Annotated in this window: 1 pseudogene; it reads right to left on the reverse strand. The window is 64.1% G+C overall.

The features are described from left to right. Positions 1-277 precede the first annotated feature (277 nt). A pseudogene (locus N864_RS25840) lies at positions 278-465 on the reverse strand (hypothetical protein); the annotation flags it as partial.

The raw sequence follows: 465 nt of genomic DNA on the forward strand, positions 1-465 counted from the left end.
TCGTGCAACGAGTCGTGCAACCAGTTCGCCGGAGGTGTCACGGGCCATCTGGTCTCCACATCTGACGAGACCCTCATCTGCGTGGCTGATGTATCGCAACAGCAGCATGATTGGCCTCCTCTTTGACGGTTCGATGGGTCAACCACGCGGTTGGGGACACGATCGGATCGCTCGATTGCAGTCGCACCGCGGCGGCCCACGTCGAACAGCCGAGGGGTTCAGTCCGTGAGGAGGCGCCCGCGGCCGTGGAGGCATGCGGGTCGAACTCTCGTGTCGATCAGTTCCAGATTCCCGGGTGCGTCTTGCGTCTGACCTCGGCGGCGAACTTTGGCAGTCCCGTCTTCTCCAGTGAGGCCACGAGCGCGAGTGGGGTGAGCCTCGGTCTTGCCGAGTCCCCGACTTGCGCTGCCAGGCCCATCACTGGGGGCAGGCCCGCGCACGACACGAGGTTCTCGTCATCGAAGA

Source organism: Intrasporangium chromatireducens Q5-1, assembly GCF_000576575.1.
GTDB lineage: Bacteria > Actinomycetota > Actinomycetes > Actinomycetales > Dermatophilaceae > Intrasporangium_A > Intrasporangium_A chromatireducens.